Origin of the sequence: Mesorhizobium sp. M7A.F.Ca.US.002.01.1.1 (assembly GCF_004022955.1) — a bacterium.
In the GTDB taxonomy this organism is placed as follows: Bacteria; Pseudomonadota; Alphaproteobacteria; order Rhizobiales; family Rhizobiaceae; genus Mesorhizobium; species Mesorhizobium ciceri.
Window position 1 is genome coordinate 1 of the sequence record NZ_RZQE01000886.1, and the last position, 1,207, is coordinate 1,207.

Here is a 1,207-nt window from a genome sequence, read left to right on the forward strand (position 1 = left end):
CCCAGCGAAAATGGCCAGACGACGCGCTGGGACAGGGCCCCGCCGGCATCGCGGTAGAGAAAGCCGAGCTTGCGCTCGTTGCGGATGGCCTGCCGCACCAGACCAAGATCGATGCCCTCGGTGGCCGCGGCAGGAGGCCCGACCAGCAGTGTGCTCGCGTCAAGATCCTCGCGCAGATCGTCGGGCAGCACGGCTGCGATCTTGGCCAACGCGTTGGCGGCGGCGGCCGAGAGACGCTGGTCCGGCTGCCTGGCGACCCAGCGCGAGCCGAGCACAATGGCTTCGATCTCCTCGTCGCTGAACATCAGCGGCGGCAGCATGAAGCCGGGCTTGAGCACATAACCCAACCCCGCCTCACCTTCGATCGGCGCGCCCTGGCCCTGCAGCGTGGCGATGTCGCGGTAGAGCGTGCGGATCGAAACGCCCGTCTCGTCGGCAAGCATGTGCCCGCTCACCGGCCGGCGATGCCGGCGCAAGCACTGTATGAGGTCGAGTAGGCGTTCGGAGCGGGACATCGAGCAGATTTGCCTGTTTCTTTGACATTGGTCCATCGCCGGCAGACATAAACCGGAGAGGCCGACCTGTCGGACTTGGTTGCGAAGCCGGTTGCCCTATGTCAAAAGCGGCCACGCCGTTCGGAGTTGCCCCCGCTTGAAGTCTTTTCGCGACAAACGCCGCGACAACCGTCCACATCCATCCGCCAAGAGTGCGGCGGACGTGTCACGCCCGCGTCCCGGCCAGGCTCCTGCCAGACCGGAAGCGCCACCGCGCGAGCGCCATGAGGCGAAGACGGAAAATCGTTCCGAACCGAACTCGGCGCCGCGCATCCTGGCCCGCCGCGAAGGCGCTCTGCCCACTGAACATCTTCCCGTGATCCTGGAAGTGGCGCCCAATGCCGATTATGCGCTGCTCGACAGCGGCACCGGCCAGAAGCTCGAACAATATGGCCCCTACCGGATCGTGCGGCCAGAGGGCCAGGCGATCTGGCAAAAGGCCTTGCCGGCAAAGGAATGGGAGCGCGCCGACGCCGTCTTCACCGGAGACACCGACGAGGAGGGGATCGGCCGCTGGCGTTTCCCGAAGCTGCCGCTCGGCGAGACCTGGCCGATGAAGCATGACGGCATCGACTATCTCGGCCGTTTCACCTCGTTTCGTCATGTCGGCGTCTTTCCCGAGCAGGCTTCCCACTGGGACCACATGGCCGGGC

General features: G+C 65.9%; 1 protein-coding gene and 1 pseudogene. One reads left to right on the plus strand and one right to left on the minus strand.

Going from position 1 to position 1,207, the window contains the following annotated elements; all coding sequences use genetic code 11:
* The coding region (locus EN932_RS36440; RefSeq protein WP_164890855.1) for a YafY family protein at positions 1 to 515 on the minus strand (515 nt) is incomplete at its 3' end.
* 136 nt (positions 516 to 651) lie between these two features.
* Between EN932_RS36440 and EN932_RS36445 the strand changes: the two are divergent.
* Positions 652 to 1,207 (plus strand): annotated as a pseudogene (locus EN932_RS36445) (class I SAM-dependent rRNA methyltransferase); the annotation flags it as partial.